General features: G+C 59.6%; 24 protein-coding genes. 11 read left to right on the top strand and 13 right to left on the bottom strand.

Annotated elements, in window-relative coordinates; all coding sequences use genetic code 11:
• Window positions 1–86: 86 nt before the first annotated feature.
• From AXF15_RS02785 to AXF15_RS02755, 7 genes are all read left to right on the top strand, one after another.
• Window positions 87–509, top strand: a complete 423-nt coding sequence (locus tag AXF15_RS02785) for a GNAT family N-acetyltransferase (protein ID WP_169793580.1) — start codon at window positions 87–89, stop codon at window positions 507–509.
• A 50-nt stretch (window positions 510–559) separates the two neighbouring features.
• Window positions 560–1,108, top strand: a complete 549-nt coding sequence (locus AXF15_RS02780) for an MptD family putative ECF transporter S component (protein ID WP_066603022.1) — start codon at window positions 560–562, stop codon at window positions 1,106–1,108.
• Window positions 1,086–1,859, top strand: coding sequence for an energy-coupling factor transporter transmembrane component T family protein (locus AXF15_RS02775; protein ID WP_066603019.1), 774 nt, complete (start codon window positions 1,086–1,088; stop codon window positions 1,857–1,859). Before AXF15_RS02780 ends, AXF15_RS02775 begins: the two co-directional genes overlap by 23 nt.
• On the top strand, window positions 1,859–3,259 hold the full coding sequence (locus tag AXF15_RS02770) for an ABC transporter ATP-binding protein (protein WP_066603016.1): 1,401 nt from the start codon (window positions 1,859–1,861) through the stop codon (window positions 3,257–3,259). Before AXF15_RS02775 ends, AXF15_RS02770 begins: the two co-directional genes overlap by 1 nt.
• 296 nt (window positions 3,260–3,555) lie before the next feature.
• Entirely contained in the window at window positions 3,556–4,086 is a 531-nt protein-coding gene (gene hutX, locus AXF15_RS02765; protein WP_066603014.1) for a heme utilization cystosolic carrier protein HutX, read from the top strand.
• A complete protein-coding gene (locus tag AXF15_RS02760) occupies window positions 4,086–4,622 on the top strand; it encodes a flavodoxin family protein (protein WP_066603010.1) in 537 nt (178 codons plus the stop codon). The genes hutX and AXF15_RS02760 overlap by 1 nt, the downstream gene beginning before the upstream one ends.
• Window positions 4,610–5,071 carry a pyridoxamine 5'-phosphate oxidase family protein gene (locus AXF15_RS02755; RefSeq protein ID WP_066603007.1) on the top strand — a complete coding sequence of 154 codons (462 nt, stop codon included), beginning with the start codon at window positions 4,610–4,612 and terminating at the stop codon, window positions 5,069–5,071. Before AXF15_RS02760 ends, AXF15_RS02755 begins: the two co-directional genes overlap by 13 nt.
• Window positions 5,072–5,184: 113 nt before the next feature.
• Here the strand turns inward: AXF15_RS02755 and AXF15_RS02750 are convergent, their stop codons facing one another.
• The 6 genes from AXF15_RS02750 to AXF15_RS02730 form a co-directional block, all read right to left on the bottom strand.
• Window positions 5,185–6,408, bottom strand: coding sequence for a DUF438 domain-containing protein (locus AXF15_RS02750; protein WP_066603003.1), 1,224 nt, complete (start codon window positions 6,406–6,408; stop codon window positions 5,185–5,187).
• A complete protein-coding gene (locus AXF15_RS02745) occupies window positions 6,401–6,637 on the bottom strand; it encodes a DUF1858 domain-containing protein (protein WP_066603000.1) in 237 nt (78 codons plus the stop codon). Before AXF15_RS02745 ends, AXF15_RS02750 begins: the two co-directional genes overlap by 8 nt.
• A gap of 271 nt (window positions 6,638–6,908) precedes the next feature.
• On the bottom strand, window positions 6,909–8,342 hold the full coding sequence (locus AXF15_RS02740) for a sodium:solute symporter family protein (RefSeq protein ID WP_066602997.1): 1,434 nt from the start codon (window positions 8,340–8,342) through the stop codon (window positions 6,909–6,911).
• A 69-nt stretch (window positions 8,343–8,411) separates the two neighbouring features.
• Window positions 8,412–9,314, bottom strand: a complete 903-nt coding sequence (locus tag AXF15_RS14665; RefSeq protein WP_250636713.1) for an amidohydrolase — start codon at window positions 9,312–9,314, stop codon at window positions 8,412–8,414.
• Entirely contained in the window at window positions 9,269–9,973 is a 705-nt protein-coding gene (locus AXF15_RS14660; protein WP_250636715.1) for an amidohydrolase family protein, read from the bottom strand. Before AXF15_RS14660 ends, AXF15_RS14665 begins: the two co-directional genes overlap by 46 nt.
• 332 nt (window positions 9,974–10,305) lie before the next feature.
• Window positions 10,306–10,788, bottom strand: a complete 483-nt coding sequence (locus tag AXF15_RS02730; protein ID WP_066602994.1) for a metal-dependent transcriptional regulator — start codon at window positions 10,786–10,788, stop codon at window positions 10,306–10,308.
• A gap of 172 nt (window positions 10,789–10,960) precedes the next feature.
• Between AXF15_RS02730 and AXF15_RS02725 the strand changes: the two genes are divergently transcribed.
• From AXF15_RS02725 to AXF15_RS02705, 4 genes are all read left to right on the top strand, one after another.
• The gene (locus tag AXF15_RS02725; protein ID WP_236884809.1) at window positions 10,961–11,998 is read left to right on the top strand and encodes a TOBE domain-containing protein; all 1,038 of its coding nucleotides are present in this window, start codon (window positions 10,961–10,963) and stop codon (window positions 11,996–11,998) included.
• 30 nt (window positions 11,999–12,028) lie between these two features.
• Entirely contained in the window at window positions 12,029–12,631 is a 603-nt protein-coding gene (locus AXF15_RS02720) for a hypothetical protein (protein WP_066602990.1), read from the top strand.
• Window positions 12,632–12,740: 109 nt separating this feature from the next.
• Entirely contained in the window at window positions 12,741–14,528 is a 1,788-nt protein-coding gene (gene recD, locus AXF15_RS02715) for an exodeoxyribonuclease V subunit alpha (RefSeq protein ID WP_066602988.1), read from the top strand.
• Between the two features lie 322 nt (window positions 14,529–14,850).
• Window positions 14,851–16,587 carry a sigma-54 interaction domain-containing protein gene (locus AXF15_RS02705; protein WP_066602980.1) on the top strand — a complete coding sequence of 579 codons (1,737 nt, stop codon included), beginning with the start codon at window positions 14,851–14,853 and terminating at the stop codon, window positions 16,585–16,587.
• Between the two features lie 36 nt (window positions 16,588–16,623).
• Here the strand turns inward: AXF15_RS02705 and tpa are convergent, their stop codons facing one another.
• The 7 genes from tpa to AXF15_RS02670 all read right to left on the bottom strand — a co-directional run bounded on the left by tpa (window position 16,624) and on the right by AXF15_RS02670 (window position 25,867).
• On the bottom strand, window positions 16,624–17,994 hold the full coding sequence (tpa, locus tag AXF15_RS02700) for a taurine--pyruvate aminotransferase (protein ID WP_066602977.1): 1,371 nt from the start codon (window positions 17,992–17,994) through the stop codon (window positions 16,624–16,626).
• 37 nt (window positions 17,995–18,031) lie between these two features.
• Window positions 18,032–21,064 carry an NAD(P)(+) transhydrogenase (Re/Si-specific) subunit beta gene (locus AXF15_RS02695; protein WP_066602974.1) on the bottom strand — a complete coding sequence of 1,011 codons (3,033 nt, stop codon included), beginning with the start codon at window positions 21,062–21,064 and terminating at the stop codon, window positions 18,032–18,034.
• A 39-nt stretch (window positions 21,065–21,103) separates the two neighbouring features.
• Window positions 21,104–21,385 carry an NAD(P) transhydrogenase subunit alpha part 2 gene (locus AXF15_RS02690; RefSeq protein WP_066602971.1) on the bottom strand — a complete coding sequence of 94 codons (282 nt, stop codon included), beginning with the start codon at window positions 21,383–21,385 and terminating at the stop codon, window positions 21,104–21,106.
• 63 nt (window positions 21,386–21,448) lie between these two features.
• Window positions 21,449–22,606, bottom strand: a complete 1,158-nt coding sequence (locus tag AXF15_RS02685) for an NAD(P) transhydrogenase subunit alpha (protein ID WP_257721631.1) — start codon at window positions 22,604–22,606, stop codon at window positions 21,449–21,451.
• Between the two features lie 359 nt (window positions 22,607–22,965).
• Window positions 22,966–23,967: a TRAP transporter substrate-binding protein gene (locus AXF15_RS02680; RefSeq protein WP_066602967.1), complete on the bottom strand. Its 1,002-nt coding sequence runs from the start codon at window positions 23,965–23,967 to the stop codon at window positions 22,966–22,968.
• A gap of 50 nt (window positions 23,968–24,017) precedes the next feature.
• The gene (locus AXF15_RS02675; RefSeq protein ID WP_236884807.1) at window positions 24,018–25,319 is read right to left on the bottom strand and encodes a TRAP transporter large permease; all 1,302 of its coding nucleotides are present in this window, start codon (window positions 25,317–25,319) and stop codon (window positions 24,018–24,020) included.
• A complete protein-coding gene (locus AXF15_RS02670; RefSeq protein WP_066602964.1) occupies window positions 25,316–25,867 on the bottom strand; it encodes a TRAP transporter small permease in 552 nt (183 codons plus the stop codon). Before AXF15_RS02670 ends, AXF15_RS02675 begins: the two co-directional genes overlap by 4 nt.
• Window positions 25,868–26,085: the final 218 nt, after the last annotated feature.

The raw sequence follows: 26,085 nt of genomic DNA, 5'->3' as shown, positions 1-26,085 counted from the left end.
AAGTTCCCGGCCCCGGAAGCGGCTGTTCAAACGCGCGGACATATCCATGAATGGGCGTCCGCACCCGCAAGCATCGGGGAGGAGAGATGAACAGCCTGGAATTCACCGTATTCGCGAACAAGGACATCCGGCCGGAAGAACTGACGGAACTCTTCGGCTCCGTAGGCTGGGGCGAGGCGGCCGCATACTCCATGGCGGACGTCGAACGCTCGTTGGCCGCGTATCCGTTCATTGCCCACGCCCGCGACCGGGAAGGAAAACTCGTCGGCTACATCAGCGCTTTCTGCGACGGGTCATTTTCCGCGTTCATCGGCGAACTGGCCGTTCATCCCTCGGTGCAGCGCCAGGGCATCGGCACGGCTTTGCTGGCCAAGGCGGAAGCGTACGCCGGAGATGTCCCCATCCGCATCAATCCCTTTGCCGGGCAGGAAGCATTCTTCAGCAAGCGGGGCTACCGCAGCCCGGCCCGGCCGGTGACGTATCTGTTCAAAAAAAGAAGTGCGGCCTGATTTCGTTCCGCCCCGGGCCCGCAAAACCAATTCCATCCTCAAGAGAGTCCATGACCGACACATACCCCAAACCCTACTGGATGGTCCGCGAACTGGTGACCATCGGCGTGTTCGCGGCGCTGGTCAAAGTTTCCAGCCTGCTTGTGGCCCTGATCGGCGGAGGCATGAATCCCCTCACCCTGATCCTCAAGAACCTCCTGTTCACGTCGCTTCTGCTGGTCCTGCTGTTCAAAATCCGCAAGCCCGGCACTCTGCTGCTGTTCAACGCGGTCAGCATCATGGTCTCCATGCTGCTCATGGGCGGCGGATTCTTTCTGCTGCCCTCCGTCATTCTGGCCGGGTTCGTGGCCGAGGGGCTGATTCTCGTTCTGGGCGGATATGGCCGGGCCTGGGCCGTCATGCTCGGCGTGGCCTGCTTCGATCTGGTATCCAAGGGCCTGTCTCTGGGCATTTCATGGTTCTTTGTGCGGGAGCAGCCGCAGCTTCTGTGGATGACCGGCCTTTTCGTCGTTATCGGCTATGCCGGAGCGCTTCTGGGCCTTCCGGTGGGATCACGTTTCGTCAGGGAGCTGCGGCATGCGGGTATCATTCATCAGTAGCGGTACGCGCGACGGTTTTGTCCACCGTCTGGACGCGCGGACCAAGATGGGCGTTTCACTTCTGGGCTCCATCGCCGTGGCCGTGCTCAACCGGCCGGAACCGCTGGGCTTCCTGCTGGGCGCGGCCCTGGTCTACGCCTGGACCGTAAAGCGCCCCAAGGTGCTGGCCATCGGACATCTGGCCCTCGTGGCCATGTGGGTAGTGGCTCTGGGATTTCTGCTGGGCATGCACTTTCTGATGCCCAGCATGGGAGAGGTAAAGCTGCACACGCTGCTGACGCCTTTTCTGCGCACGGCCATCATGCTGAACGTCATTCTGGCCATGGCCCTGTCCACCCGCATCCAGACCGTGCTGTCCACCCTCAAGTCCCTGCGGCTGCCGCAATGCGTGGTCATCCCGGCGGCGGTGATGATCCGGTTCATTCCGTCGTTCATCGCCGACATCCGCCAGATCACCGAAACCCTCAAGACGCGGGGCTACCGGCTCTCTCCTCTCGTCGTTTTGCGTCAGCCCCGCCTGTACACGCGTCTGCTGTTCGTTCCTCTCGTTTTCCGGGCCCTGCGCGCGGCGGACGAACTGGGCATCGCGGCGGAGCTGAAAGGTTTGGGTTACGCCCGGAAAGTCAGGCCCTGCCGCCCCCTGTCTTTTACCGGCCGGGACTGGTTTGCCTCGGGCGCGGCCCTGACCTGTGCGGCCGTGGGACTTTTCTGGCAGGCCCGGCTTGGATGGTCCGGGGGAGGCATGTTCTGATGCTTGCTTTCGATCATGTCACTTACACCTATTCCGGAGCCGGGGCTCCGGCCGTGACGGATGTCAGCTTCCGGGTACGGCCCGGAGAGGCCGTACTGTGTACCGGCCCCAGCGGCTGCGGCAAATCCACCCTGGTCCGTCTGGCCAATGGCCTGTGTCCGCATTTTTTCAGAGGCGATCTGTGCGGCAGGGTCGTGGTCGACGGCCGGGACACTGCCGATTCCTCCTTGCACGAACTGGCCCGCGCGGCGGGAACCCTTTTTCAGGATCCGGAAAACCAGTTTTTCGCCCTGACGGTGGAGGACGAGCTGGCCTTCGCCCATGAGTGGCGCGACTCTCCGCCCGGGGAGACGCTGCGCGCCGTGCAGCGGGCGGCCCAGTCCTTCGGACTGGAGAAGCTGCTGGACGCGTCCATTCTGGATCTGTCCGAGGGGCAGAAACAGAAGGTGGCTCTGGCCTCCATCATCTCTTTGGGGCCAAAGGCCATCATTCTGGACGAACCCAGCGCCAATCTCGACCCGGAAGCCACCGCCGCCCTGGCCGAGGCCATTTTGGAGCTGAAAAAATCGGGCATGGCCATTCTCGTGGTGGACCACCGGCTGTACTGGCTGGAAAACGTCGTGGACCGGGTCATGGTCATGGCCGAGGGCCGCATGGTGGCCGAGGGCGAATTCAGCCTGTTCCACGATGATAGCTTCCGGCGGGAGAAAGGCCTGCGCGCCCACCATGTGGCCGACCCGCGCGAAATCCTGCCCAGGGCCGGTTCCGAACCACCGGTGCTGCAAGCCTCGGGGATTTGTTTCGCGCACAGCGGCCGGGCTCCTCTGTTTGAAAATGCGTCCTTCACTCTGCCCGCCGGAGTGACCGGCATTCTGGGCGACAACGGAGCGGGGAAAACCACTCTGGCCCGTCTGCTCACGGGGCTGCACACCATGCAGGCGGGCACGCTGCTGCTGCGGGGCGAGGCGGTCAGCCCGGACGGCCTGCTGCGCCGGGCCAGTATCGTGCTGCAGAACACCGACCACCAGCTGCATATGCACACGGTGCGTGCGGAACTGGCCATCTCCGTGACGCCGGAATCCAAAAACGCCGAGGAGGCGACGAACCGGCGCGTGGACGAACTGCTTGAGCTGTTCAATCTGAAGCATCTGGAAGCGCGGCATCCGCAGTCTCTGTCCGGCGGCGAAAAACAGCGGCTGGTCATTGCCTGCGGCATGGCCAAGAATCCGGAAATTCTCATCCTGGACGAGCCCACCAGCGGACTGGACGGCCGCAACATGCGTCTGGTGGCCGGCTCCATCCGCACGGCGGCGGAGCAGGGGGCCATAGTGCTGCTCATCAGTCACGATCTGGAACTTCTGGAGCTGACCTGCCACACGGCCCTGCGCCTGCCGCTGTGAACGCGGGAAACAAACCGCCGTGGTCCTTTTCCGCCCGGAATGCAGACGACGAAAGGGCGCAAGCGGGAAATGCGGCCCGTTCGGTGCGTGGCATGAAGCCGCACATGCGCCACCGGCTCCGATTCGTTGCGAGGGAGCGTCCGAAGGAGCGGGAAGGGCCGAGGAGGGGGCACAATCCCCCTTGGCTGGCCCTCCACAAATGAACAGTCCGGCGCGTCGCCGTCCCGTCGGTGTCGGAATTTAGCATTTTTGAGACTTCGCTCTGTTCAAAACATCCACAAGCCCAAGGAGATCACATGAAACCCTTTGAAATTCCTTCTTCCCTTGTCCAGGACGTGACTGCCGCGGTTCAGGAAAATCCGGGCGTCATGCTCCGCGATCTGGCCCAGCGCTTCGGCGTCACCGAAGGCGCCGTGGCTCAGGCTCTGCCAGCCGAAATGCACGCCTTCGCCCCGGTCGAGGCGTTCGACCGGGTATGGGAAGCCATGGCTTCCTGGCAGGCGGTTACGGTCATCGCCTGCACGCCGGGCATGATCATGGAGTTCAAGGGGACTCTGCCCGGAGGAAAACACGGCCACGGCATGTTCAACCTGCACGCCGAAAATCATCCTTTGGGCGGGCATTTCTTCGTCAAGGATCTGGGGGCCATCTGCTTTCTTTCCAAGCCCTTCTTCGGCCTGGAGAGCCACAGCGTGCAGTTCTACAACACCAGGGGTGAAGGCATGTGCGCGGTTTATGTGGGCCGGGAAGGCCGCAAGCTCATCGACGCCGTGCGTGACGCCTACATGGCCCTGAGGGACGCGGTCTGCGTCCGGGAGGAAAAATAATGAAATCTCTCGTGGTCTATTCGTCCCGTACCGGGAATACCGAGAAAGTGGCCCGGGCCATCCATGAGATTCTGCCCGCGCCCTGCGACATTCATTCCGTGGAGACGGCTCCCGACCCTGGTGATTACGGTTTCGTGGCCATCGGTTTTTGGGTGGACAAGGGCGAACCCGACGCCAAGGCCAAGGACTACATGAAGCGTGTCCAGGGGCGGAAGGTGGGGCTTTTCGGCACCCTTGGGGCCTGGCCGGATTCGGATCACGCCCGGGAGTGCCTGGACAAGGCCAGAGAGCTGATGGCCGGAAACGAAGTGCTGGGCACCTTTATCTGTCAGGGCCGTATCGACCCGGCCGTGCTCGAAATGATGCGCAAGATGGCTTCGGACGTGCATCCCATGACGCCCGAACGCCAGGCCCGCATCCGGGAGGCGGAGAAGCACCCCGACGAGGCGGATCTGCTGGCGGCGCAGGCCGCTTTCCGGGACATGGCCGCGCGCCTGGGAGCGGGCGGGACGGGGGATGCGCCATGCGTCCCATGACCGATGAAGAGATAGCCACGCTGGTGCGGCGGAGCAAATGGGCCACTATCTGCTCCGCGTCTTCCGAAGGGGTTCCCTATGCCGTGGAGGCCACGCCGTACAGCGACGGCGGGGACGTCTGCTTCATGATCAACCCCAGAGGGGGCACCTGGAAGAACCTGTGCTCCAATCCGAAGGTACTGCTCAAGTACACCCTGACCAACAGCCGCCTGACTTGGTGGGCCGGGGTCAGCGCTTTCGGAACAGGCCGTTTCGATCCGGACCCGGAGGCCATCTCGCGCGGCTTCCTCCTGCTGGGGGAAGTCATGGGCGAGGACTATTCCGGGGTAGCCAGCCGTCCTTCGCGGCCCGGATTCAGCCCCTTGCTGCGGGTCACGGTGGAGCAGTGGACAGGCCGGTGCAGCGCTGCGCCGAACGCCCCTTTGTTCACATCTTCATCGCCGCTCTGAAAAAAACTTGCGGCGTCCCGCACGGATACACGCGGGACGCCGCAGATCATTTCTTCATACTTCCGCCGCAACCCCTCCCAAAGATTGGGCCTCACGGAAACGTGTCCCGGATTTCAATCCGGCTGTTCCATGTGTTCCGAAAGAAGGCGCTTCTCTCCGCTGATTTTCTGAATGGGTGCAATGTTCTGGGTCACTTCCAGAGTGCCGAGATACGCGCCCGAACTGTCCCGCACGGCGAAATAGCGGATGAGGACGAACTTGTCCCCCAGAGTGATCCAGAAATCCTCGTGGTCTTTTTTTCCCGACTTGAAGGCTTCGACGATGGCCTCCACCACGTGCACGCTGGCCGGGGGATGACAGTTGGACACCTTGCGGCCGATGATGGCCTTGGTGCGCGGAAAGATGCGTTCCGCGCTCTGGGAAAAATATTTCACCGTATCGTCTTTGTCCACGAACGTGATGTCCACGGGCAGAGTGTCGAGCAGGTGTGTCAGTTCGGCAGTGGAAAAGACGCCGGTGGGCAGGCGGACATCTCCGGACGCAGGAGCGGTCGGCACAGCCTGCCGGATATTCACCGGCTTCCAGAGGGGCGGCGTCGGAATCAGACAAAAGCCCAGCTCGGCTCCTTCCTCGGCGACTCGACCCCACTCCTCCTGGGTCAGGGTTTCCAGCAGCATGGGGCGCAATATGTTATCTTCCTTGAAAATCATTTCCCGGATCTTTTCCAGCGCGGTTCGGACGGCCTTGTCCAGCCCGGATCTGTCCTTTCCGCCGGTTTCGGCCGCCGCGAGGGCTTCCTTGATCGCGGCCCGGATTTCATCGTCCACGCCCCACATGACCTTGGGCGGAGCGGTGATGCCGTGCGCCTCCAGATAAGGAAACAGGAGATTCTCCTTTTTCATGTAATGAAGCTCGACCTGCCGCAGATCCCCCAGGGCTTCCAGTAACTCCGGGGGGAGAGCCGTTTCCGCACCGCCGGCAAACTGTTGCAGCAGGGAGTCGATCCGGTCCAGCAGTGCCCCTATGGCCGTGTTTTCCTCCGAAAGCACCCAGGCCGGATGGCCGGGAGCGAGAACCGCCGGAACGGAGGGGGTTGGCTGAATGATACCCGTAAAAGCCGCGGCATGTATGTCGCACAGCTTTTGCACTTCCTCCAGAGGCACTCCCTCCGCCATGAGGGCCTGCTCGGCCTCGGAAATCTCGGACGGAGAAACACCGCTGAAAGCCTGTGCAAAGCGTTCCCGGACTTCGTTCAGGTCGTGGCCGTCATGAAGCATCCGCAGCAGCTCCTTGATAGTGTTTTTGCGGAATTCCCGGTTATTGATGAGTTCACTCATTGACGTCCTCCGTGATTTCAAATCCGTGTTTGCGCAGGGTCGCGCGGATCAGAGCCAGATCGATGCCCTTCAGCCTGGCCCCTTTGGGGATGGTCATGAACCGCCCCGCCGTGGACAGCATGCCGGGCCGGGTAATTTCCGTGAAACCAAGATCCCGCAGAATGTTCACCAGTTCCGGGTATACCGAGCACAGACCGGCCACCGGGGTATTCAGGTCAAGATGCCGCATGGGCTCCTCCTTGTTTTCCATCCTGCAATGAAACCCGGGAAAGACAAGGTTTCAGGATTGCCAATAGTTAGAATCAGCTAATTAACTTCTCCGGGATTGACAAGATCAGCCCGTCTGCCGCGCGGAGCCGATCCATTTCATCTTCACCAGAGAGTTTCAAGGTCCGGCCGGAACATTTTCCACAGGCCGGTCCATCCAGAAAACAAGCACACGCATCCGGTGGGCCATGATTGCCGGGTGCGTGTGTTTGGGTCGGGGGAATGGTTGTGTGTCAGTTTCTCTGGGCCGTGGGCAAATCTTCGTACAGCACGGCCACGGCATGCTCCTCGGGATGATGGCCGCTGAATACTGTTCCGAGTATCAGTCCTGCGGCCGAAAAGGCGAAACCGGCCAAGGTCTGGTCAACGCCCGTGCCCAGATACGGCCAGATCAGAGTGGACACCAGTCCCGCGCCCATGCTCCACAGCACGCCTGTCCGCGTGGTTCTCTTCCAGAGCATGGTCGCCAGAAAAGGCAGAATGAGAGTCGTCGCAGTAAGGCGCAGCGCCCATTGATAGATGGCGATAATGCCCGTGAACTTGAAGGCTACGAACAGGGCGGCGAGCGCGATGATCGCCACGGTCAGACGGGAGACGAACATCATTTGCCGGTTCGTCGCGCCGGGGTTGATGAGACGACGGTAAAAGTCGTGTGTCAGGTTGGAACTGCCCTGCAGAATGAAGGAGTCGGCGCCGGTCACCAGAGCCGCCAGCAGGGCACAGTAAATTAGTCCTCCCACTTGGGGAGAGAGCAGCTTCAGGGTAACTGTCGAGAAGATGAGGTCGGGCGGAGTGTCCAGCGGCAGAAACTGACGGCAGGCCAACCCGATGACGATGGGGCAAAACAGGATGAAAGCGCAGATGACCACGCCCAGAGTGTTTGCTCTCAGGGAGACGCTTTCCGATTTCGCCGCGAAGATGCGCTGCCAGGACGACTGCCAGACGAGATAAAACGGCCCCACGGAGAGGAAAAATAAAAAGACCTCCGACGCCCCGTAAGGTCCTGAAAGCGACAGAAACTCCGGAGGCGTCATCTCGATGAGCCGTCCCGCCCCACCGGCGAAAGAAACGCAGGAGGCGGCCAGTATGGTGATACCGGCGATGATGAGGATGGATTGCAGGGCATCGGTGATGATTGTTCCCGGCAGCCCTCCCAGTATGGTGAAGGCAAGAACGAGCACAGCCGAGAGGATCAGGGCCGGAGTCAGGTCCATGCCGAACACCACCGTCCAGATGGTGGACATGGCGATGTACTGCATGGCCGTCGTCGGAATCGCGTACACCACGGCGGACAGCAGCGACGGGATGATGCCGACTGTAGCGCCGTACCGCTGGCCGAACAGGTCGGCGAGGGTGTAGAGCCTCTGACGCCGAAGCGCCCGGCCGAAGATCAGAATGAGGATGAGCGTAAAAAGTACTGAGGCGAAGCTGAAGCGGACGTAGCCCGAGGCTCCCACCGTAAAACCGAGCCCCACGGTGCCAATGAACACGGATGCGCCGCACCATGTGCTGATAACCGTGCCGACGATGGGCCAGAAACCCATGTTCCACCCTCCGATGAGGTAATCATCGGCGTTTTTCACCTTGAAGAAGTAGTAAATACCGATGCTGAACATGACCGCGAAGTACACTACCACATAGCCGAGATACCAACTTTGAGCGTCCATGAAATTTCTCCTGGTTACCGGTAAAAAACAGTCTGAACGCAATCGCGAAATTCCGGTGCGGTCCGGCGTCTAGTCTATGCTTCCCCAGACCAGCCGGCCGCCGCAGAACGTGGCCAGTATGGGAATATTCCGGATTTTCGACGAAGGAACCTCGCAGGGGTCATCTCCGAGCAGGGTGAAGTCGGCCTCCTTTCCCGGCTCGATGGAACCCAGGCTCGCCTCGCCGAAACACATGGCGGCGGCGTAACTGGTATAGGCGCGCATGGCCTCCAGAGCACTGACCCGCTGTTCCGGCCCCAATTCCTGGCCGGACTTGGTCATCCGGTTCACCGCAGTGTGGATGGACAACATGGTCATTTGCGGCAGCACCGGGGTGTCGGCATGAAGCGAGAACGGAAGGCCCAATTGCACCGCGCTTCCGCAGGGATCGATGCGTGCGGCGCGTTCCGGCCCGAGAAAGATATCCCGGTGGCGGTCTCCCCAGTTCCAGACATGCAGACCGAAGAAAGACGGCCAGAGGCCCGCTTTTTTCATGCGGCGCAACTGGTCGTCCGAGGCCATCTGGCAATGGATGAGCAGATGGCGCGGGTCGGGGCGCGGCGTTCTGCCCTGAGCCTTTTCCACTGCGGCGATGATCGCTTCGATGGCGCCGCTGCCGTTGCCATGTACCAGAATCTGTCTGCCAGCCGCGTGCACACGGTACACGGTCTCATCGAGTTCCGCCTGTGAGCCGATAATCGAGGGCCGGTGATCCGGCCTGTTGTGGTACCCTGCCGGAATGGCTGCAGTGAAAGCCTGGATGGACCCGTCAGCGAAAAGCTTGACGCCTCCCGGCCGGACCATCGGTGTTCCGATCCCATCCATCATGCCCGCCGCGGCGACCTTCTCATACTCCGGCCAGATGCAGGAAAGATAAACGCGCAGATTTAGTTTTTCTTCTTTTTCCAGGGAGAGTAGGGCCCGCACCTCCATGAAGGGAGAAATCCCCCCAGGCCCGATCCGCCGCCGATGGTCGTGGTAAATCCCTGCGCGTTGTAATCGCGGACCGCTTCGCAAAGCATTTTCCTGAAAGATTCCTGGGAAGGAGAAGGCATGAGCTCCATGGCCCTGAAAGCCACATGCTCCGTAATGCGTCCCGTGGGCATGCCGTTTTTGCATTCTACGTCGGGATCGGAAGAAGGTGCGCCCGGGTCGATGCCGAGACGCCGCAGCATGGGACTGTTCGCATAAGCCGCATGTACGGAAATGTGCAGAAGGAGCAGCGGCCTGTCCGGACATATGGCGTCCAGTTCCGCTCTGTCCGGTCCGCGCTGCTCGGGAATGTCCGTGTCATCGAAACCATAGCCGACAACAATCTCTTCTTCAGGATGCGTCCGCCCCTGTCCGGCCAGCCTGTCCAGCACGGTCTGCAGGCTGTCCGCACTCCCGCAATAAGCGTAATACTTCCAGGCCGCGTACATGGGCAGATGACTGTGTGTATCGATCAGGCCGGGATAGAGTACGCACCCGCGTAAATTTACATGACGTATCTTCCCGCCGACGAGGGCCCACAATTCATCGCCCTCGCCGACTGCTTCAATACGTCCGTTGCTCACCAGCACGCCGGAACAAACGCTTTGCTCGGAATCCATGGTCACAATTTTACCGCCAGTGAATAGAATTTTCTCGCAAATCTTCATATCACAGCCCTCCAGTACAACATGATCGCAATCCGGAAAAACATTCCTTCTTATTACCTGACATGACTTCAAGACATGTTGCTTTCCATACTGCTTGGTCTTTCATGGAAACTTATGCGAGGTCTCCGGCAAGAGTTGCTGCCGATATAAATCAGTCACTCGTAAAATGCTACCCACCAAAGGAAAAATCCCCTCGTGGACGCTATGTCCACGAAGGGATTTTCTGAAAGACAGCCAGCCCCCGCGCCACTCTGAATCGTGTGCGGCGGCCTCCAGACCAGCGGTCAGGGGCCTGGAAATCCGGTTGGGCCGGGGTGCGGCATCTCCCTGATGAGCCGGGCGTAATCCTCCCGCCAACGGTCCAGCTCCAGTCCGGACCGCTCCAGATAGAGAATGAACTGCCCCAGTCGTTTGATGACCTGGTCATCCACCGCGTGTTCCACCCGGCAGGCCGTGGCGCTGGCCACTTCCTGATCGAGCATCAGCACATCCTGGAAAAAGCGCCGCAGAATGAGGTTCCGGTGGGCGATCTCGCGGGCCAGGGGCTCTCCTTGCGGCGTGAGCCGGATATGACTGTACGGTGAATATTCGATGAGCCCGCGCGCGGACAAAGCCTTGAGGGCGCTGGTCACCGTGGACCGGGACACGTTCTGGGCCGTGGCGATGTCGCTGGCCCGCGCCGCGCCGCCCGCCGCCTCCAGCTTGAAAATGGTCACGAGATAATCTTCCAGCGCTGTCGTCAGCGAAGCGGGTTTTTCCATCGGCATTACACATATCCTTCCGGTTTCAGATATATTTGAATCAGTCTGGTCAGGTGTTCCTATATCGAATGCCGTTTCAATGCACCCCCGGGAGGTCCCCGGAAAATGGTCCGTTCCAGAATTCTTTCTTCCGGCTCTTGCATCCGGGGCGAAACGGGCTCATCATGGACGAATGAACATGCCCCGCCCCGCCGACCACGGCCGCATCGTGGCCGGATCGGACGACTGCCTGAACCCGCTGCAACTGCACGAGCTGGAAGAGGAATTCCGCCGCTGGACTGGCGCGTCCAAACGGGCGGACGTCACCGCGGCCCGCAAGCGAGTACTACTTATTTTTCTGCTCATCCGGCATACCGGAGCCAAATTGCATGAGGTGCTGGCCTTAAATCCCGATGTGGACATCGACCATGAACGTCTGATGGTATCCTTTGGACGGCGCGGCGGCGAACAGGTCCGGTCCGTCCCTCTGGCCGGACCCCTGGCCCGGGAAATCCTGGCTCTGGCCGCGGAGGTGGATTTTCGCAAAGGCGCGACGCTGCACGTGGACCCGGCCTTCGTGCGCCGCAAGTTTTACGAGCGGGCCCTGGCCTGCGGGTTTCCCAAAAATCTGGGCAGCCCGGAAATGATCCGCAAGTCGAGAGGGGTGGAACTCATGCAGTCCAACATGCCCCTGCCCGCCGTCCAGGTCTATCTGGGTCATTCCAGCCCCAATCTGACCTCGGCCTACGTGTCTTTCTCCCAGCGGGAAATCCAGGCCATCACAGCCTCCTTTCTGGAGCGGGAAAGCGCCCGCAGAACCAGCGCGCGCAATTCCTTTTTCGGTAAGATCACCCGCATCCGTCACTCGGACATTCAGGCTCTGGTGGAGCTGACCACCCCCGATGGGCATGTGGTTTCATCGATCATCACCCAGGAAAGCCTGAACATTCTGGGATTGCAGAAAGGCCGTCTGGCCGCCGTCGAAGTCAAGGCCTCCTGGCTGAGCCTGGAAAAAAGCGACACAGAGCCGCTCTCATCCGCCGAAAACCGCATACCGGGGCACATCGCCCGCGTCACCTGCGGCGGGCTGACCACGGAATGCGCTGTGGCCATCGGGACGGGCACCGTGTTGTGCGCCCTTGTCACCACCGAAAGCGCCCGGCGGCTCGACCTGCGCCAGGGAGACCGGATCTGGGCCGTGTTCAGCTGCCATGCCGCTGTTGTGCGCGTGGACTGAGCGTCGCCGATCCGGACAAACGGAGCTGCCATGCCCGCATTGATTCTGATGCTTCTGTTTCTCGGAGCCTGCGCGTCCGGGCCCGTATGCCCTTCCGGGCAGGGCGAGTCCCGGTCGTGGTCTTCCGGGATCATTCCCGTGAGCCCGGACTGGACGCGTCTGGGTGAAATAAAGGTCGCGCTTCGCAGTCCGGTCAGTGATTCCACCCTGACCACGGCCGATTCCATCCGGACTGAAATTTTTTTCCGGCCCGGCCCGGATACACCGGACATCCTGCTTCTGTCCCGCGTGCGCAAAACCGGGAGCACAGTGGCGTTTTCCTTTCTGGGCGGCCATAAAACCAGTTTTGGCGGCCGATACTGGCGTGAAAACACTTTCGGCCTCTTCTCCAACAGCACGGACCCGGAATACCGCCGCTATTTCGATATGCTCCGGGCAAAGAACGTGTCCCTTGCCCCGGCCTACCGGGTCCGGGTGCTGGACCGGCTGCCCGTGGAAACGGCCCTTGTCCGCGTCATGGAGTTCTCTCCAGCCCGGACCGCGTCCACCCTGCCGCCGTTCAGGCGACTTTACCCTCAGGAGCGGAGGGAGAGAATTGTCCGGCCATCCTTCAGAGGCTCCGGGCCGAGATGACCGCCGCTAACCGGAAAGAAGAATTCATGCCCCGGCCGGCATTCCCGGCAGAGAGAACTGCGGGAAAAATCCGTGGTGCATCCGGGCCATACCTTCGCAGGGAAGCGTGATGTTCGCCACTCCATCCATTCTGCCCCGGCTGCGGGCCAGCGGATTTTTTTCCGAAGCGGATCTGTATCAGGCCCGTTTTGCCGCCATGCTGGTTCCCCGGGAACATCAAAGCAGGGTCGCGGTCCTGACGGCTCTGCTTTCCCTGGCCGTGCGCGACGGCCATGTCTGCCTGGATCTCGATGGGCAGGATATCCGGGAGCGCTTCGCCGGTCTGTGTCCGGACGAACCGGAGCCTCTGTCGGCGGCAATCCGGCTGCTGGACACGGACGCCGTGGGTGCCCCCGATGATATTGCCGCGCCCATGATTCTAAGCGGGCGTCGCCTCTATTTCCAGCGTTTCTTCCGCGATGAAAATCTGCTGGCCCGGCAGATTCTGCGTCTGGCCAGCCATCCGCCCCGGACGGAAAATCTCCCTTCCGTCCACCGGAAATCTGAAGCCGCAGACCTCCCCGACTGGCAGGAAGTGGCCGTCTTTGCCGCTCTGCGCAGCCGGTTCTGCATCATTTCCGGCGGTCCGGGAACGGGAAAAACCCATATCGTGGCCCGGATTCTGCGCCATACGGCGGCCATCCACGCCGGAGAACGTTTTGCCATCGCCCTGGCCGCGCCCACAGGCAAGGCCGCCGGGCGCATGAACGAGTCGCTCGGCCGTGCTTTTCCCGGCGGATACCCGCCAGAACTGACCGCCTGCCTGACTCAGGACGCCCAGACCGTTCACCGGTTGCTGGGCTGGCGGCCGGGAGGAAGTTTCCGGTATGGCCCGGACAATCCTCTGCCGCTGGACATGCTGGTGGTGGACGAGGTTTCCATGCTGGATATGGAGATGGCCGTCCTGCTGCTGGAAGCCCTGCCGGACCATGCATCTCTGGTGCTTTTAGGTGACCGGGGGCAGCTGGCCTCGGTGGAAGCCGGGGCCGTGCTGGCCAATCTGTGCCCGCCGGACGGCATGAACCAGTTCTCCCGGGAGTTCGCGGCGGAGCTGGAGCGCCGCACCGGGCACATGGTGCCCGTGGCCGAATGTCCGGCTCCGCTTCTGGATCACATGGTGGAACTGCGCCGCAGCTTCCGCTTCGATGAACGCAGCGGTATCGGCCGCTTGAGCGCTCTGGTCCGGGACGGGCGCGCCCGGGAGGTGGAGCGGGTGCTGAAGGATGAACATCCGGATCTGTTCCTGCGGCCCTGCCCGGAGCCGGAAGCCCTGCGAAAGGAACTCTCTCCCCTTGTCCGGAAAACCTACCTGGAGCTGGGCTCGATGGCACCGGATCAGGCTTTCAGCCGCTTCGAGGGTCTGCGCCTGCTGTCTCCGGTCCGTCAGGGACCGCGGGGCACCGAGGCCCTGAACGCGCTGGTCAGGAACATCCTCGGCGTGCGGGAGGACTGGTACGCCGGGCGGCCGGTCATGATTCTGGAAAATGACTACACGGCCGGGCTTTTCAATGGCGATACAGGGCTTGTTCTGCCCACGCCGGAAGGACTGCGGGTGTATTTTTCCGGCCAGGAGGGATTTCGGACCTTTTCTCCGGCCCGCCTGCCCCGGCATGAGACCTGTTACGCCATGACCGTGCATAAAAGTCAGGGCTCGGAGTTCGATCATGCCGTGCTGGTGCTGCCGGAAACTCCCTGTCCCATTCTGAGCCGCGAACTCCTCTACACGGCCCTGACCCGGGCCAGAAGCCGCTTTACCCTGATCGGCACGGCCCGGCAGGCGGTGCTTGCCACACAGATGCCTGTCCGCCGCGACTCCGGCCTGGGAGAGCTGCTCTGGCCCGGAAATTCCGGCTGTTAAAATCCGTTCCGGGCTCTGGAAGCTCCCTCCCGGCCGGGCTTCAAAAAAGACTTATCTACACGGCCGGAAAAGCCCTCAAAAAACTGGACCCCGGTCCAAGGGGGATATATCTGTCCCAAGGAAGCGGCTCATGTTTGACGGGAGGATTTCGCCTTGCCGGTCCCATGCGGCGGCAGAGTCTGCCTGGCGCTCCTCGTCTCTCCCCAAGTCAACCCCTGCTTCTGCCTCGACGCCCCCGTTGTTTTTAAGACCACCGAGCCATCCATCTGTGTTTTCATGGGCGGCCGATATTCTTTGCGGAGACATGCGAGGGAAGAACCTCATGCACGATTTCAAAAAACTGGCGGAAACTCTGGCACGGACATGCCCGGCCAATGTCGGCTTCGGGCTGTTCTCCGGAGATGACTGGCTTCTTGTGCAGGCCAACGGCAAGCTGTGCGGATTTCTCGAAACGAAGCAGCCCCTTCCTTCCCTGCCTTTTTCCCAGCTGCTCCGGGACGCGGATATCGCAGACATTGTTCCCCATGTCCTGGGCAGCGCTCCGAATACCACCATGAAGTTCACACACCGGGGGAAAAGCTATGCTTTTGTCTGGATGTATGCCTTTCCGGAAGATTCTTCTCAGACCCAGGCCCAGGCGTTCTATCTTCTGGAACTGCCTCCGGACCCGGTGTACGATCCCAATGAACTCCTCTGGGAGCAGCTGCATGTCATTCTGGATTCCATCCATGACGGCATCTGGATCATCGACGGCAATGGCATCACGGTTCACGTCAACAAAGCTCTGAAGCGCATCGCGGATATCACCCCGGAAGATGTCATCGGCAAGCACGTGACCGTGCCCATGCGGGAAGGAAAGTTTTCGTCCTGCGTCACGCTTCAGGCTCTCAAGGAAAAGCGCTCCGTGACTCTGTTCGACGACTATGCGTCGGGCAAGCGTTGTCTGAATACCAGCACACCCATTTTCGATCACGATGGAAATGTCTGGAGAGTGGTGGCCTCCATCCGCGACATCACCGAACTCGACATGCTGCAAAGCCGTCTGGTCAAAACGGAACAGGAAATCCGCGCGTACAAGAGACGTCTCGACATGCTGGGGCAGGAAAGCGGCGGCTTTCTCGCCGGAAGCCTGCTCATGCGCAACTGTCTGCACGAGCTGGAAAAAGCGGCCCGGTCCTCGTCGGGAGTGCTCATTCTGGGGGAAACCGGAACCGGGAAGAGTCTGGCGGCCTCCATCATCCACCAGAAGAGTTCGCGCGCTTCCGGCCCTTACATCACGGTCAACTGTGCGGCTATCCCGCCGTCTCTCATCGAGTCGGAACTTTTCGGCTACGAAAAGGGCGCTTTTTCCGGCGCGGGGCAGCACGGGAAAAAGGGCTATTTTGAACTGGCCCACACGGGAACGCTGCTATTGGATGAAATAGGCGAACTGCCCCTGAACATGCAGGCCAAGCTGCTGCATGTCTTAGACAACCAAAGCTTTCACCGCGTCGGCGGAGAGAAGAGCATCTCCGTCGATGTCAGGGTTATCGCGGCGACCAACCGGCCCCTGGAAAAACTGGTGGAGAGCGGGGAATACCGCGCGGATCTGTACTACAGGCTGCGGGTGCTGAGCGTGCAGCTTCCGCCCCTGCGCCAGCACGCCGAAGACATCGTGGAGCTGACCAACTATTTTCTGGACGACGCCTGTAACCGTCACGGCATCACCAAGGTGTTCGCCCCGCAGGTCCTGGCGCATTTCATGTCCTATTCCTGGCCGGGCAATGTGAGGGAACTGCGCGCCACGGTGGATTTTCTGGTGGCCATGAGCGAAAACAAGCTGGTGGTACCCTCCGATCTGCCCCGGCATATTCTGGGGGCGTCGGCGATACCCGACGATGCGGGGCTGGACAATACGCCTCAAACCTTGAAGGCGGCCGTCAGAAATCTGGAATATACGATGGTGCGCAGCGCGCTTCTGGAAACGGGCAGTACGTACAAGGCGGCGGAACGGCTGGGGGTGAGTCAGTCCACGGTCATGCGCAAGGCCCAGCAGTTCGGACTGAAAACCGAGAGATAAAAAAGGGCGGCCTTAGGAGCCGCCCTTTTCTCGCCATTAGGCGCAGACAGTCTTGAAGCCGTTGTCCAGAGCATTGATGATTTCGTCAATGTCGGACTTGGTGCAGATGAGCGCGGGGCTCAGGCACAGGGTGTTGTTCAGTTCCCGGAAGCTGCGGGTGGTCTTGCCGATGATCACGCCCTGCTTCATGCATTCGCCGACAACGCGGGCCGTGACGCTTTCTTCCACGGGTTCCTTGGTGGCGCGATCCTTGACCAGCTCAAGACCGGCGAACAGGCCCTTGCCGCGCACATCGCCGATGATGGCGTGCTTGTCCTTGAGCTCGAGCAGCCGGCCCATGAGGTAGTCGCCCATCTTCACCGTGTTTTCCAGCAGATTTTCCTCTTCAATGATTTCCAGGTTCACCAGGGCGGCGGTAGGTCCGGCTGTGCATCCGCCGAAGGTGCTGATGTCGCGGAAGTAGCTGTCGCGGTCCGAAGGATCGGCGATGAAATCCTTGAACACCTGTTCTGTCGTTACGGTGCAGGAAATGGCCGCGTAGCCGCTGGCAACGCCCTTGGCCATGGTCACGATATCGGGCTGGACGTTGTAGTGCTGGTAGCCGAACCATTTGCCGGTTCTGCCCAGGCCGCAGACCACTTCGTCGATGATCAGCAGCAGGCCGTACTTCTTGCAGATTTCGGTGATTCTCTCGAAATAGCCTTCCGGCGGAGTGATGACGCCGCCGCCGGCGGTAATGGGCTCCAGAATGACGCCGCCGACGGTATCGGGACCTTCTTTCTGAACCACTTTCTCCAGTTCATCGGCGAATTTCTTGCCGAGATCCGTGCTGTCGGCATACGGCGAACGGTAGACGGAGCAATGGGGCATTTCCACAAAACCGGGAGTGAAGGGACCGTACTGGTTTTTCCGCTCGAACTGACCGCAGGCGCTCAGCGTCGAGATGGTCGTTCCGTGATAGTCGCGGTCACGATAGACGATCTTGTATTTCTTGCCGTCGTGCTTGAGCTGGGAAATCTGACGGACAATCTTGAACGCCTTTTCGTTGGCCTCCGAGCCGGAGTTGGAGAAGTACACGCGGGACATGCCGGGCATTTTGCTGATCAGCTTCTCCGCGAAAAGCGCTGTGGGAATGCTGCCGAAGGAGTTGGCGAAATAGCAGAGCTTGGTCAGCTGATCGCTGACGGCCTGGGCGATCTTTTTTCTGCCGTAGCCGACGTTGACGGTCCAGACTCCGCCGGAAACGGCGTCCAGATATTCCTTCCCGGCAATGTCCTTCACGCGCATGCCGTTGCCTTCGACGATGAACAGCGGGTCCGTGTTCTCGTAAATCTTGTGTTGCGTCAGATGGTGCCAGACATGTTTCTTGTCGGCGGCGATGACAGATGCGGAATTGGGCGTTTGCATAGTCTCCTCCTGAGTTGTGGGTGCGCTCGCGCGCAATTTAAGAGTTCTCTCTGACGAGGCCGACAAGCCGGGATACGGTGTCATTGGCGTCGCCAAGAAGCAGCGTGGTTTTGTCGCTGGTGTAGAGAGGGTTCTCCACTCCAGCGTAGCCGGGCTTTGTGTCGAAGTTGCAGATGATCACATGCTTGGCGGCGTCGGCCATCAGGACGGGCATGCCGTAGATGGGCGTTCCTTCCGCGTGGCGGGCGGCCGGATTGACGACGTCGTTGGCTCCTACGATGACGGCCAGATCGGCTTTCTGGAGTGCCTCGTTGGAGGCGTCCATCTCCATCAGCTTCTCGTAGTCCACATCGGCTTCGGCCAAGAGCACGTTCATGTGTCCGGGCATTCTTCCGGCCACCGGGTGAATGGCGTAGGCGACGTTGGCCCCCCGCTTTTCGAGAGCGTCGGCCAAGTCGCGGACTTTGTGCTGGGCCTGAGCCAGGGCCATGCCGTAACCCGGAATGATGACCACATTTTTCGCCTGCGCCAGAAGCGGCCCGATATCCGTTCCGCCGGTGGAGGCAGAGGTGGAAGCCGCGGAGTCGGCGGAAGCCAGCGTTGTCAGCAGGCTCTGCACGGTATCATTGGCGTCGCCAAGGAGCAGCGTGGTTTTGTCGCTGGTGTAGAGGGGGTTCTCCACGCCCGCATAACCGGGCTTCGTGTCGAAGTTGCAGACGATCACATGTTTGGCGGCGTCGGCCATTAGGACGGGCATGCCGTAGATGGGCGTTCCTTCCGCATGGCGGGCAGCCGGATTGACGACGTCGTTGGCCCCTACGATGATGGCCAGATCGGCTTTCTGGAGTGCCTCGTTGGAAGCGTCCATCTCCATGAGCTTTTCGTAATCCACATCGGCTTCGGCCAGGAGCACGTTCATGTGCCCGGGCATTCTCCCGGCCACCGGGTGAATGGCATAGGCAACATTGGCCCCCCGCTTTTCGAGCGCGTCGGCCAGCCCGCGGACCTTGTGCTGAGCCTGGGCCAGGGCCATGCCGTAACCCGGAATGATGACCACGTTTTTCGCCTGTGCCAGAAGCGGCCCGATGTCTGTCCCGCCGGTGGAGGCAGAAGTAGAAGCCGCGGAGTCGGCGGAAGCCAGCGTTGTCAGCAGGCTCTGTACGGTGTCATTGGCGTCGCCAAGAAGCAGCGTGGTTTTGTCGCTGGTGTAGAGAGGGTTCTCCACTCCAGCGTAGCCGGGCTTTGTGTCGAAGTTGCAGATGATCACATGCTTGGCGGCGTCGGCCATCAGGACGGGCATGCCGTAGATGGGCGTTCCTTCCGCGTGGCGGGCGGCCGGATTGACGACGTCGTTGGCTCCTACGATGACGGCCAGATCGGCTTTCTGGAGTGCCTCGTTGGAGGCGTCCATCTCCATCAGCTTCTCGTAGTCCACATCGGCTTCGGCCAAGAGCACGTTCATGTGTCCGGGCATTCTTCCGGCCACCGGGTGAATGGCGTAGGCGACGTTGGCCCCCCGCTTTTCGAGAGCGTCGGCCAGGTCGCGGACTTTGTGCTGGGCCTGAGCCAGGGCCATGCCGTAACCCGGAATGATGACCACATTTTTCGCCTGCGCCAGAAGCGGCCCGATATCCGTTCCGCCGGTGGAGGCAGAGGTGGAAGCCGCGGAGTCGGCGGAAGCCAGCGTTGTCAGCAGGCTTTGCACCGTATCGTTGGCGTCGCCAAGAAGCAGCGTAGCCTTGTCGCTGGTGTAGAGAGGGTTCTCCACTCCAGCGTAACCGGGTTTCGTGTCGAAGTTGCAGATGATTACGTGCTTGGCGTCGTCGGCTATCAGGACGGGCATGCCGTAAATGGGTGTTCCCTCCGCATGGCGGGCGGCCGGGTTGATGACGTCGTTGGCACCGACGACAATGGCCAGGTCGGCCTTTTGCAGCGCCTCATTGGCGGCATCCATTTCCATCAGCTTTTCGTAATCCACATCGGCTTCGGCCAGCAGCACGTTCATGTGTCCGGGCATTCTTCCGGCCACCGGATGGATGGCATAGGAAACGGAGGCTCCGCGCTTTTCGAGAGCGTCGGCCAGATCGCGGACCTTGTGCTGAGCCTGGGCCAGGGCCATGCCGTAGCCCGGAATGATGACCACGTTTTTCGCCTGCGCCAGACGTTTGGCCAGGGAATCTTCGGATGGCTTTTCCTCCGGGGGAGCAGCCGGAGCGGCCGTGGTGGACATGGACGCGGGCTTGGAGGCCGAAGTCGCCATGGTAGTCTTGCCCAGCAGGATGTCCATCAGGGAACGGTTCATGGCCCTGCACATGATCTGGGTCAACAGCAGGCCGGACGCGCCTACGATGCCGCCGACGGCCACCAGCAGGGCATCATTGATGCTCATGCCCGCGATGGCCCCGGCCACTCCGCTCAGGGAGTTCAGCAGGGAGATGGTGATGGGCATGTCCGCCCCACCCACGCGCACAGTGAAAAGAACGCCGAAACCGAGACTGACGAGCAACATGACCACAGTATAGAACACCGGCGTTTCGGAACTGCTGGTCATGATGAGAAAAAGAATTAGCAGGAGAAAGACGATGGTGCCGGTACATAGGGCCGAATGGCGGTTGAAGACTATCGGTCTGGAGTTCAGCACCTGATGCAGCTTGCCCGCCGCGATCAGGCTGCCCGACAGGGTGATCGCGCCTATGGACAGAGCCAGACCGGCCGTCATTTTGGTGAAAACCGTCGGCGCCCCCGAGTCCGTCAGCACCAGAAGCGCGACCAGTGCCGAAGCCGCGCCGCCCAGTCCGTTGAGCAGAGCCACCATCTGGGGCATCTGAATCATCTTGACGCGGGCGGCCATCCACAGACCCAGGCCCGATCCGATCAGCATGGAGACCCAGATTCCCGTCATGGAAAGCGTGCCGTCTTTCCACAGGGTGATGATGATCGCCAGACCCATGGCGGCGGCCCCCAGACGGTTGCCCTTGATCGCCGTTTTCGGGCTGTTCATCAGATGGATGCCGTACAAAATGGCCGCGGACAGGCCCAAGGCGAGAATTGTATAGATGAAATTGCTCATCAATCTTTCCTTAACGATCAATTTGCCTGATGCCTCGGCTCAGGATTTTTTACGGTCAAACATGCTCAGCATTCTGTGGGTAACAAAAAAACCGCCGGCCACATTCACCATCGCCAGGATGATTGCCAGAGTGCCGAACAGCTCGCTGCCCGTATGCCTGGCTACGGCGAACGCCGTAACGGCGCCCAGAATGGTCACGCCGGAGAGGGCGTTCATCCCGGACATGAGGGGAGTATGCAGAAGACTCGGCACCTGGCTTATGATTTTGTACCCGAGAAGTGTGGACACCACGAAAATGACGATCAGAAAAAAGGGATGCATCGATGCTCCTTCGGAGTTGAACTGACGGGGCCATCTTTCCAGAGAAAAACGGCCCCGTGAATATTACAGCCCCATTGCCTCGCGTGCTCCGGCATGAACGATTTTCTTGTCCTTGGTCGCCAGGGAGGAAGCGACGATGGGATCATTCATGTCCAGTACGATCTTGCCATCCTTGGTGAGGAATTCCAGCAAGTTGTAGATGTTGTGGGCAAACATCCAGGTGGAGCTGGTGGGCAGCATGCCCGGGATGTTCTTGGTGCCGTCGATGGTCACACCATGCTTGACGACGACCTTGCCCGCTTCGGAGATGGCGCAGTTGCCGCCCTGGTCGATGGCGATGTCCACGATGCTCGATCCGGAGGCCATGCCCTTGACCATGTCTTCGGTGACCAGGATGGGAGCGAGTTTTCCGGGGATCAGAGCCGCGGTGATCAGGATGTCCGCGCTCTTGACCACATCGCTGATGCGTTCCCGTTCCTTTTCCAGCCATTCTTCCGGCAGGCGCTGGGCATATCCGCCCTCGCCGATGGCGATTTCAGCCGGAACGCCAGTATCGATGGGCTTGGCACCGACCGACTTGGCCTGTTCAGCGGCCGCGGGACGGATATCGATGGCGCTGACCACCGCGCCAAGGCGCTTGGCCGTGGCCACGGCCTGCAGACCGGCGACTCCGGTGCCGATGACGACAACATGGGCCGGCTTGATCGCGCCGACCGCCGTGCCGATCATAGGCAGGAACTTCGGCAGACGGTTCGCGGCCATCAGGACGCTCTTGTAGCCCGCCACGGTGCTCATGGAGGTCAAGGCGTCCATGTTCTGGGCGCGGGAAATACGGGGAATGCCGTCCAGGGTGATGCTGATGACGCCTGTCGCGGCCAGCTTCTTCATGGGCTCGTGGTTCACCGGTGCGGCGGGATGCAGGAAGGTGATGAGGTACTGACCCTCCCGAAACATATCCGACTCGTGCTTCTTCACCTTCTCGTTGAAGAGAGGTTCCTTGACTTTCAGAATGACATCGGCCTTGGCAAAGATGTCCTGAACGTCATCAACGATTTTCGCACCGGCGGCCACATACTCACTGTCAGGGAAAAAGGCACCCTGCCCCGCATCTTTTTCCACCAGCACGGTTCCGCCTTCGCTGGTGATTTTCCGGACGGTATCCGGGATGGCGGCAACCCGGTCTTCCCCAGGCATGATTTCTTTCGGGACTCCGACAACCATTCCGCTAAATTTCATAAGTACCTCTCCATGGTGAACGTTGTGAAATTCTATTTCTCCGACGTGCCCATGTTCCTTTGGTTCCGGGGAACCGTACATAGAGACTGGGCCGCGTCATTGCCTGGATATTGAAGCACAAAACATGCCTCTTTTAGGAATTTGTGAAAAGTTGCCCACATGAAGGATAAGGACATGTTCGGGTCTGTTCGTGTCCGCACAAAAGACTCGGTGCTTGATTTTTTACAACCCAAAAACGACTTACATGCAGTTCTCTGTATTTTGGGACCGCCAAAAAGAGTATGCCCGCGAACCTGTCATTCCGACAAGGCTGCGGGCATATGGTACGGAGAACTATGGAAAGGCTATTTCCACTCTTCCTTGCCGCAAGCCTTTAGGAATGCATTGATGGCGTCCTTGCCGCCGACAAAGTCGACCATTTCCGGCCATACGGTATCAATGGCCATCTTCTTCCATACTTCTTCGTCTTCCAGCTGGGAGACTTGGATGCCCAACTTGATCAGATCTTCCTTCGCCTTGCCGGATTCTTCGATCTGATACTTCAAAACAGCTTCCTGAGCGACCTTGCCCGCGTCAACCATGAGCTGCTGCTGTTCGGGAGTCATCTTCTTGAAGACACGCTCACTAATGATCAGGGGCTGTAACTGGTAGGTGTAGTGGACTTCTGTGATATACTTCTGCTTGGCTTCCTGGAACTTCATGGCCCTGAATCCGATGTAGCCGTAGCACTGTCCGTCCACGACGCCCTGCTGCAGAGAGGTGAACGTCTCCGCCCAAGAGATGGGAGCCGGGCTCGCTCCCCACGCTTTGTAGGTCGCCAGTAGCACGGCGCTCTGTGGGACTCTGAACTTCAGACCCTTCACATCGTCGATTTTGGTGATGGGTTTCTTGGAGTTGGAGAGATATCTGAAATCCGTGTAAGTCCAGGTCAGAATCCTGAAGCCGCCCTTAACGGCGTAGCTGTTCATCAGCTCCGAAGGGGCTCCGTTCGTGGCTGCTACAACTTCATCCAGATTGTTGAAGAGGTAGGGCAGGGTCAGGATGCCCAGATTCTTCACGAACGGCACGGTGTTGGCGATGCCGACGAGGCTCAGGTCCAGGGTGCCTTTACGGACATTGTGGATGGTCTCGGTCTCGTCGCCAAGAGAACCGGAGAAGAAAAGCTGTACCTTGATTTCGCCGTTGGATTTCTCCTCCACATATTTTTTGAACTCATGCCCGACCACGCCCATTTCGGAGTCTTCCGGATCGCCGAGAGCCATTTTCAGAGTCATGGGAGCGGCCCCGGCCAAACCGGAAAAGCCGAGAAAGAGCAGAATACTCAGACATACAGCAAAACGTTTCATGGCAATCTCCTCAGGTTGACAGGTTTTGAGAGGAAACTCCTCCCGGATTATCATTCGGTCACATTCAGCATGTTCGGTAACCACGTCACCAAGTCGGGGAAAACAATCAGCACCATGATGACGAAGATATTGACAAAGACGAAGGGCAGAGCCTTGAGCGCTACACGTTCGAGAGACACGTGGGCTATGCCCGAAGCTATGAACATGTTCTCGCCGAGAGGCGGTGTGGAAAAACCGACTCCGCAGCAGCAGACGAGGATCACACCGAAATGGATGGGGTCAACGCCGTAAGCCTGCATGATCGGGAGCAGAACAGGTGTCACCAGCAGGATGATGGCCAGGGTTTCCATGAACATCCCAAGGAAGAGCAACAGCAGGACGACCATGAACCAGACAACGTAAGCCTGCTTGGTGAATTCGAGGATCCAGTTGGCGATCTCGATGGGAATTCTGTACTCGGTCAGGATCCTTCCAAAGGCGTAAGCCGTGAAGACAATGACCAGAACACGCCCGGTCAGCCAGGATGTCGTTTTCAGAGAGTTCATGAGGCCTGGCAGGGTAAGTTCCCGGTGAACGAAAAATCCGATGAACAGCGTGTAAAATATGGCCACCACAGCGGCTTCCGTGGGCGTGAATATACCCGCGTAAATTCCCCCAAGAATGATTACCGGAGCCAGAATGGACCACATGCCGTCTCTGATGGCCCGCAGCAACGCTCCCATGGACCATTCCAGCCCCTTGGTCTTGAGATTGCGGCACATGAAAACATGCATGAGGCTAAGCCCGACTGCGATCATCATTCCTGGGATGACTCCGCCCATGAACATCTTGGAGATACTCTGCTGTCCCGCGACACCATAAATGACCATGGGAATACTCGGCGGGATGATGATGCCGACGCCGCCAGCGGTAGCCGTGGCCGCGGCCGCGTAACCGCCGTCGTATCCGCGGCGCATCATGGCCGGAATCATCAGCATACCCACGGCGGCGGTCGTCGCGGGTCCGGAGCCGGAAATAGCACCAAAAAACACACAGGACAGAGCGGTGGACACAGCCAGCCCCCCTGGAATGGGCCCGACGATATTTTCCGCGATACGAACCAGTCTGCGGGAAATACCGGAGCACTCCATCAGGGAACCGGCCAGCACAAAACAGGGAAGAGCCATCAATGGAAAAGAGGTCAGCGATGAGGCGGCCATCTGTATCATGACACCCAAGTCGGTCCCGACCATATAAAATGCCGCCATGGCGGCGATGCCCAAGGCAACCATGATTGGGCTGCCCAGAAGCAACAGCACGGTAAATACGGCAAACAGAACAACGGCTATTTCGTTGGGGGACATGGCGTTCATGCTTTTTCCTCTTCTTCCGTCAACAGGGTCGTAGCGCTCTCTTCCAGGGCGGCCTGATCAGGGTCGGCAATCTCTTCTTTCAGAATGAACTTGATGACGTTGACCTGAATGATGCGAATGGCCATCAGGATAAAGCTGAGCGGAAACACCAGAAACACCTTGCTCAAATCCCAATCAAGCGCCGGAGTGTAGTAGGGAAACTCCACGAGGTCCTGATAGGCCAAGTAGCCGTACCAAGCCATAATCAAGGCAAAAGCCAGCCAGATGATGTCACTGAGCAACATGCAGTACGTAGCGACCCACGAAGGAAACTTCGCGAATTGAAGAGCCACCCGGTTCAGGGCACAGAGGCGTGTAGCATAACAGGCCCCGAAAAGAATGAACCAGAGGAAGGCATAGCGGGATACTTCTTCCGACCAGGCCAAGGGATGGTTCAGGGCTCTCATGATGATCTGCAAAAAAAGCGTAATGACAAAAAAAACCAGAAGTACTTGACAGATATAACTCTCAAAGTGATCCAATATCGCAAGACATACTTTTTTCAGCATAAATTTCTCCTATGCAGCCATATTGTAAGATGATTTTTCATGCACTATTTCTCCCCAATCTAAAAAATCCTATTTTCTTTAACGGTCTTACGCTCGGAGAACAGAATGCTTACGAGAAAATACACTCAAATTTAAAAATTAATGTTCAAGAACTCTCGACAGAAATCTCAGAAAAAAGAACTTGTGAAGAAAAGGAGAAATGGCGGGGGATGAGGCGG

This window comes from Desulfomicrobium orale DSM 12838 (assembly GCF_001553625.1).
GTDB classification, from domain to species: domain Bacteria; phylum Desulfobacterota; class Desulfovibrionia; order Desulfovibrionales; family Desulfomicrobiaceae; genus Desulfomicrobium; species Desulfomicrobium orale.
The sequence above is the reverse complement of the archived record's forward strand: the minus strand, read 5'-3'. Positions and strand labels throughout refer to the sequence as shown.